The following is a 6,479-nucleotide window of genomic DNA, read 5'->3' on the forward strand; positions in this document are numbered from 1 at the left end:
CTGGCAGTAATCGGGCCGATTCCAGGGATCGTCTCCAAGCGGCGGCTCAATTCGTTCCCGCGATGCCAAGTGTGAATTTGGCGGTCCATCTCGCCGATTTTCTCGTGCACCTCTCGTAACTGCCCTACCACCGAGAGAAGTGCTGAACGCGCAAGCGGCGGAATGACATCTTGATCCCCGGCTTCGACCACCGCGATAAGCGTTTCGACACCGGCAACGCCCTGCCGCGTAATGATGCCGAACTCTGCCAGGTGTCCGCGCAAGGCGTTCACAAGCATCGTTCGTTGTCGGATCAAAAGCTCGCGGACACGATGAAGCATCAGCACGCTCTGTTGCTCCTCGCTCTTCACCGGAACGAAGCGCATAGTTGGCCGCGTGACAGCCTCGCAGATCGCTTCGGCGTCGGTCGCATCATTCTTCTGCCGCTTCACGTACGGCTTAACATAAGACGCGGGCATCAACCGAGCCTGGTGCCCCAGTGCCGTGAGAACCCGCGCCCAGTAGTGCCCCGTTGCACAAGCCTCGATCCCAATCAGGCATGGCGGCAATACCTTGAAGAATGCAACGACATCGTCTCGGCGAAGCCTACGACGGCACACGATAGCACCAGCCTCATTGATCCCGTGAACCTGGAATACCTGCTTGGCAATATCCAGGCCAATTATCGCAACCTTCTCCATGGACGCATCTCCTGATGTGAGTTCGACACGCGACATCTTGGCATATCGCGATGCCGGGAGCGGAGGCCGTCCATCACATCAGGTCATGGGCGCCGAAAAATCCGGCTCGACATCAGAAGCTCAGTTGAGAGGATCCAACGGCTCTTGATTGTGATCCAACTAGTCATTCATGCGGCGTCGTCAATAAGGGACAAGATGAGTATCACCATGCGGCCGACGGCGTAATTCTATCAATCAGCTTTCCAGGAGGCACGGGCTTTGGCACGCTAGCTGTAGCAATCGCACGAATTGAAGAAGGCTTTTGGGAGTCTCCCCCTATTGATGCCTGGGACGCATTCGAAACGCTGAAGCAGTTTAGAGGCCCAATCGAGGGCTATCATGCAGATACCTGAAGAGATCGATCCGATCTACAATGTCGAAGCTACGCGAGCCGAGCTCGACGTTGCACTCGATTTCGCAGTGGACTGTTTGGCGCGTCGGATCGCTAAAATCGTCAAACGTGATGAGCCCGTGTATCTCATAGGATCGGGATTTGACTTCTCGGAAATGGGGGCAAAGCTCGCGGAGCGCTTTAGTCACCTTCTGGTCGGTGTCGCATTCATCTGGACCGTGCCCAGAAAATATGCCTTGCCCAGCGGCGAGCGTGCGTTCTCCATCGCATAGCAAGTGATTGAGAGGCCGCAATCGGTATACCCTATCATCGTGCTCTGCCAGTCCGTCATCGCGGACGAGCTCGAAATCGCTACTTCAATACTCAATGTCGTGCAGACAGTGAAAAGCAGACGCTTCATTATCGTCTCGGCAGTCATGTCGGACTATGTTACAAAGCGGGTCGCGTCTTTGGTAGAAGATCGGCTGGGTAGCGAAATCAAAGTGATCGCGCTCGGTACGCTTGACGCAGATCTACGTGTTCTCCGAGATGCGATGTCCGACAACCTTGATGATCGCACCGACAGGTATGCACCGCTTATGTCCGAATGGCTCGTGCATCGAGCGTTTGGCCCCTGAGCGAGTTTACGGTCCTGCGGAAATTATGCCGAGTCCGTCGCGACCTGCACGCCACGACCGGTTATGTTGCCCGGTTGCCGGTTTCCCGATTGCGCGGCAACGGTAACGAACGACCAGCCTCGATGCTGGTTACGACCGGAACACTGGCGGAGGCGCTCTGTTCAGTCTTCGAGGCGTTGCCACCGAGAAAGTTAAAGGCCTGGCGCCCCGCACAGGCGGCGGGGCCCCAAGGCGTCTGTGCCGTTGGCGCCATCGAGCCTGCTGGCAGCGCAAGCTATTCCCTGCCCGGCACTAAGTGGAAACGATCATTTCAGCGAAGAATTCCCGCAGGATATTCGGAATCAGTTCTGCTTCGTCGGGCGACAGCAACCGATTCAAAGTCTGCTCTTCGATGGTTAAGTTAAATATATCGAATGACACCCACCCTTCCGACCACAATTCGATTGTTCCCATTTTGCTGTCGGCTTCTATCTCAAGTCTTTCAAGATCACCAAACTCGCCACCTGTAAACGACGAGCGAACGATGGAATATCCGTCAAGCCAAGGCATGACCTCATTGTCGATGTTCAAAACTACTTCCTCTCAAGAATTGCTATGTTGCTGATATTTGGGAGGTAGTCGCCGCCCTGCTTCTGTGGCGGATATTGTTGGGATTTTGCGGCATCGGGCCCAATCATCTGCGTCAACTCGGCAGCAGACATCGAGCGTCCTACGCGAGTGATGATAACGTCGTTAAACAAGCCTCGCCTAACCCAGCTCCGTTTCTTGGCGGCTTTTCCCATCGCTGAATGATACGGTATGAAGAGCGATCTTTTACGACGACACTAGTGATCCATCGTCACCAACCCAGATGATCGCCGGGATACTGTAGAAGTAGACTGTTAGTTCAGGGTCGTTTTCATCATCTATGTGGATGGGCCACTGAGCGGAAAGCGAGGCTACGATTTCCTCTGCGGTAGCGCTCCAATGCGATTCGCTGTCTTGTATTGTCAATTTAGGACATGGATTTGCTGGAGATACGTAGCAATCAGCCCCCGGAGCAATGAACTTGATTTTCCCGGCGTCTAGCAACTGCTTGATCGCTTCGAAGAAAGCCCACTTTTTCTCTTTCAGGGGGAGTAAATCGTCAGGGTCGATTGCGCTGAAAAGAGCGGAGGCCGAAAGGCCAAACACATTTCGAACAATATCAGCGATTTGATATATATTCCTCATGGATTGCCTCCTTTTAGGAACTTTATCTCAGGATTGTATGTCATACCAACTGCTCCCTTAGGCAAGTCGATCGTCCATGCTGGACCACTTTGTTCAGATGACGATGAGAAATCTCTCAAATTAAAACTGCCTTCTGGCGTGCTGACGACGTAGAGAGTACCCTTTCCTGGTATTATCCTTGGCGCTGGCATGATTGATGCCCCGGTAAGTTCAAGGAAGAACTGATTAATCTGCGCATCGGATGCACCCGTAAAAATCGCAGCATTTCCCCGGTTCGGGACGTCAGCGAAAACCGTTGATCCAATGGTCAGGACCCCTGAGGATTTGGAGAAAAGACTAATTGCTTGTTGTAGCGTGGGCGACAGAGGAGGTTTCGCTCCTGACGTCGTTCCTTGCGCGACCTCTTGTTCGGCAAGCCTTTGCTTGATCGCGAATGGTCCACCTACGCCTGCGAAGATGCCATTGAACACATCCCACGGCAGCATTGCCTGATCGACGCCATAGTTCGCGGCATGAACACCACTGAGCGGCGGCTGGCACCCGTAGGGCCGAAACGAAGAGCAGGACGGCAAGGCCGTTGCGGCCGGCGCGAGCCGGCAGGAGCAAAGCCGGGGCAGGACGCGGTGATGCTGACCTCGAAATGGCGGTGACAGGCGAGAGCAACGCTAGGCGTGACTGATTATCCTCGGCGCACCATCGACTTCGCGATCTCGACGATATCATCGCGTGACGCTGTCGGATCTTCCTTCGACCAGGCAATGCCAAGCCCGATCTTGAAGTCGATCCCCCTCACCTTCTTGAGCACGAAGCTGCGGTTCGGGATATCGGTCGTCCATTCCGGTGCGAAGCCGATGCCAAGACCGGCGGAGACGAGAGAGACCAGCGAATAGGTGTCATCACAGCTATAGGCGACGTTCTTGGTCAGATCGTATTCCTCGAACTTCCCGTTGAAATACCGTTCGGTGTAGGAGAGGTTCTGCCGGTTGAAGGCAATGATCTTCTGATCGCGAAGGTCCTCGATCGAAATCTCGTTGAGCGAAGCCAGAGGATTGCTCTCCGAAACCGCCAGCAGATAGCGTTCATGAGCAACCGAGAAGAAGCGCAGTGATCCAATGTTCTCGACCGGCCTGATGAATCCGAGGTTGAGCTGCCCGGTCTCAAGCCCGCGTATAATGTCTCCAGTGTTGCCTGAGGCAATGTGGATGCGGACGTCGGGAAACTTACGGGCGATCTTGCCAAGGAACAGGGGCAGCATGCCCATGGTGGCCGGATAGACGGTACCAATCTTGATCTGGCGGATGCGACTTCCACCCGCGGCCCGTGTCAGCTCGGTCGTCAGCTCCATCTCGCTGAGAATTCGGACGGCGCGGTCATAGAAGGTCTCCCCTGCCCTCGTCAGCTCGACCCGACGCGTGGAGCGAATGAACAAGGGACAACCGAGCTCCCGCTCCAGCGCCATGACATGATTGCTGAGCGCTGGCTGGGCGATGTTCATCTTGATCGCGGCACGACCGAAGTGGAGTTCCTCGGCGACGGCTCGGAAAAGGGATAGTTGGCGCAGTTCCATAGACTTCCCTCGCCGCACATGACCGTAGTTGTCACAATGCTTCGCAAACGATAAACTGAAGCTTGATAACATCGAATACTTATTCTTTCAACTTCAAAGTTTCGAAAAACAAAAGTTTATGATCAAACCTTCTCAGTGTCGTGCCGCTAGAGCGCTGCTGGATTGGACCCAGAGTGAACTCGCCAAGCGAACATCAATCAGCGCTGTGTCGATCCGCGCGTTCGAAAAGGGCGGCGAAATGCGACAGAGCAACCTCCGACTTCTGAAGCTGACTTTTGAAGCTGCAGATGTCATCTTCGAAAACGAAGGCGAGATGGTTTGCGGCGGTGTAGGCGTCCGCTTTCGACTTGGGCCGAATGGTCAGGATCGATAAACGGTGCTTTTTGCTTAGGCCTGCTCCCCTGCAATTTGCCACACCTCGCTTATCAACCGAGCGATCGGCATTTCAGAATGCGATTGGGCCAATCAGGAGCACGCCCATAAGGTTTGCCACCAAAGACGGCGCGACATTTTTGGCGAGGGGTGCCTCGTTCTTCAGCGAGCCGACGGCGCCCGCGCCGGAATTCGCGGAAGCCTGTAGCCTGACAGGCTTTGGGCTTCGCTGCCGGGCTAACTGTTCGGTTTAACGATTAGTGAATTCGGTGGCATTGCAATTGTTAGCGCACCACCTAAATTGTGTCGGAAAGTTGACGCATTCGGAGAAGCTACATGTCGCGATCCTACAGCAATATCGAGGATTCAAACGTTCCAACGCCATTGACCATTGACCTTGGCGACGCCGTGCGCTCGGCAAGGAACGTGGCTGGATACAGCATTGAGCAGCTTGCCGTGACCTGCGGTCTGACAGAGATGGAAATTGCCAAGGTCGAAGCGGGTTATGAAGGCGACAGGCGGCTCGTGACGCGAATCGCGAAGGCGCTGGGGATTACCACGACTGCGCTGTTCCCGACGGCCGTGTGACCGTCGCTATGATTCGCCATTTACCAAGGAAGGTCGATGTCATGCGAGGCAACATCCGACGCGAGGGAAGCTTCTCGCCCCCCTCGTTATAGAATATGGCGCTGGCCTCTAGTCAGCCGAACTCCGCCGTCCTTGCCGACGACTACTGTTTCGCTAAATCCGAGACCCCGCGCCGTGGCGTAAAGATGGAAGACCATGCCTTCCTCAAGCGGCCAGTTGGAGGTCGGCAGGAAGACACCGGAAAAATCGCTGGTGCGCGGCGTGCGGGTATAGAGCCCGAGCGTGTAGGCGGTGACATTTTCATAGACTGGTCGCAGGCCGGCATCGAGCGCGCCCTGGCGCATGATCGCATCGACATCGCTGGCGATCGCGCCCCGCTTCATCGCGGCAATCTGGCGATCCTGCAATTCGACCAGCTTTTCGGCAGCAGCCGTGAGTTCGGCTGACGGCGTGCCGACCACGATCGGCCGCATCATCCGCGCGCCATAGTTTCCGACGGGGGGGATCAGTTCGACATGCAGCACTTCGCCCTCCTCTATCGCCTCGGTCTTGAACACTCCGTGCAGGAATTCATGGCTGCCGGAGGCTTTCACCACCGGCCCGACCTCGCCGGTATCGGCGCCCTCTCGCAAGAATACGCCGGAGGCGATCGCTGCCGCGTCACGGGTGGTCATGCCGGGTTTGGCCTGGCTTGCAATTGCGACCATGGCCTTGTCGGCAATCTTGGATGCTTGCGCGAGAACCGCGATCTCTTCCGCCGATTTCACCCAGCGCAGGCTGTCGCTCAGGCCCGGCATCGGCACGAAGGTTGCCTCGGGCAGCAACTGGGAGAGGCGCATGAAGGTCGCGGCGCTGAGGCTGTAGGAATTGGTGTCGAGGCCGATCCTCGCCTTGCCGAAACCGTGGGCGCGAATGCTCATGGCAACCGCCGCCTGCGCTTCCTCCGTATCGTCAAAGCCGGTGACGTCGGTGATCCAGCTCGTTTGCCGGCACGGGGCTTCGTCCAGCGCGCGCAAGCAAAACCACGCATCGCCCTCGCGCGGCAGAAAGGC

Annotated in this window: 9 protein-coding genes; 3 read left to right on the forward strand and 6 right to left on the reverse strand. The window is 56.2% G+C overall.

The genetic code is table 11. The features are described 5' to 3' along the window. On the reverse strand, positions 1-680 hold a 680-nt coding region (locus ACCD05_RS31310; RefSeq protein WP_413397545.1), incomplete at its 3' end, for an IS110 family transposase. Between the two features lie 378 nt (positions 681-1,058). Here ACCD05_RS31310 and ACCD05_RS31315 point away from each other — a divergent pair. After that, positions 1,059-1,343, forward strand: coding sequence for a hypothetical protein (locus ACCD05_RS31315; protein ID WP_112949740.1), 285 nt, complete (start codon positions 1,059-1,061; stop codon positions 1,341-1,343). Positions 1,344-1,979: 636 nt separating this feature from the next. Here the strand turns inward: ACCD05_RS31315 and ACCD05_RS31320 are convergent. The 4 genes from ACCD05_RS31320 to ACCD05_RS31335 all read right to left on the reverse strand — a co-directional run bounded on the left by ACCD05_RS31320 (position 1,980) and on the right by ACCD05_RS31335 (position 4,467). Beyond that, positions 1,980-2,258 carry a hypothetical protein gene (locus tag ACCD05_RS31320; protein ID WP_112949738.1) on the reverse strand — a complete coding sequence of 93 codons (279 nt, stop codon included), beginning with the start codon at positions 2,256-2,258 and terminating at the stop codon, positions 1,980-1,982. Positions 2,259-2,501: 243 nt separating this feature from the next. After that, entirely contained in the window at positions 2,502-2,900 is a 399-nt protein-coding gene (locus tag ACCD05_RS31325; RefSeq protein ID WP_112949737.1) for a hypothetical protein, read from the reverse strand. Next, entirely contained in the window at positions 2,897-3,385 is a 489-nt protein-coding gene (locus ACCD05_RS31330; protein WP_413397548.1) for a hypothetical protein, read from the reverse strand. Before ACCD05_RS31330 ends, ACCD05_RS31325 begins: the two co-directional genes overlap by 4 nt. 194 nt (positions 3,386-3,579) lie before the next feature. Then, positions 3,580-4,467, reverse strand: coding sequence for a LysR family transcriptional regulator (locus ACCD05_RS31335; RefSeq protein WP_112949735.1), 888 nt, complete (start codon positions 4,465-4,467; stop codon positions 3,580-3,582). A gap of 118 nt (positions 4,468-4,585) precedes the next feature. Between ACCD05_RS31335 and ACCD05_RS31340 the strand changes: the two genes are divergently transcribed. Further along, positions 4,586-4,840, forward strand: a complete 255-nt coding sequence (locus ACCD05_RS31340) for a helix-turn-helix domain-containing protein (protein WP_111560503.1) — start codon at positions 4,586-4,588, stop codon at positions 4,838-4,840. A 335-nt stretch (positions 4,841-5,175) separates the two neighbouring features. After that, complete coding sequence (locus tag ACCD05_RS31345; protein ID WP_112949734.1) at positions 5,176-5,427, forward strand: helix-turn-helix domain-containing protein; 252 nt, start codon at positions 5,176-5,178, stop codon at positions 5,425-5,427. Between the two features lie 86 nt (positions 5,428-5,513). Here ACCD05_RS31345 and ACCD05_RS31350 read toward each other — a convergent pair. Next, positions 5,514-6,479, reverse strand: a 966-nt coding sequence (locus ACCD05_RS31350) for a M24 family metallopeptidase (protein WP_413397551.1), incomplete at its 5' end; no start/stop codon positions are given.

This window comes from Rhizobium sp. Rhizsp42, assembly GCF_047304155.1.
Taxonomy (GTDB): domain Bacteria; phylum Pseudomonadota; class Alphaproteobacteria; order Rhizobiales; family Rhizobiaceae; genus Rhizobium.

Bases quoted from the DNA above. Each gene is read 5' to 3' on its own strand.
- ACCD05_RS31315 (WP_112949740.1), top strand. From the start codon at position 1,059: ATGCAGATACCTGAAGAGATCGATCCGATCTACAATGTCGAAGCTACG.
- ACCD05_RS31325 (WP_112949737.1), bottom strand. From the start codon at position 2,900: ATGAGGAATATATATCAAATCGCTGATATTGTTCGAAATGTGTTTGGC.
- ACCD05_RS31330 (WP_413397548.1), bottom strand. From the start codon at position 3,385: ATGCTGCCGTGGGATGTGTTCAATGGCATCTTCGCAGGCGTAGGTGGA.
- ACCD05_RS31335 (WP_112949735.1), bottom strand. From the start codon at position 4,467: ATGGAACTGCGCCAACTATCCCTTTTCCGAGCCGTCGCCGAGGAACTC.
- ACCD05_RS31340 (WP_111560503.1), top strand. From the start codon at position 4,586: ATGATCAAACCTTCTCAGTGTCGTGCCGCTAGAGCGCTGCTGGATTGG.
- ACCD05_RS31345 (WP_112949734.1), top strand. From the start codon at position 5,176: ATGTCGCGATCCTACAGCAATATCGAGGATTCAAACGTTCCAACGCCA.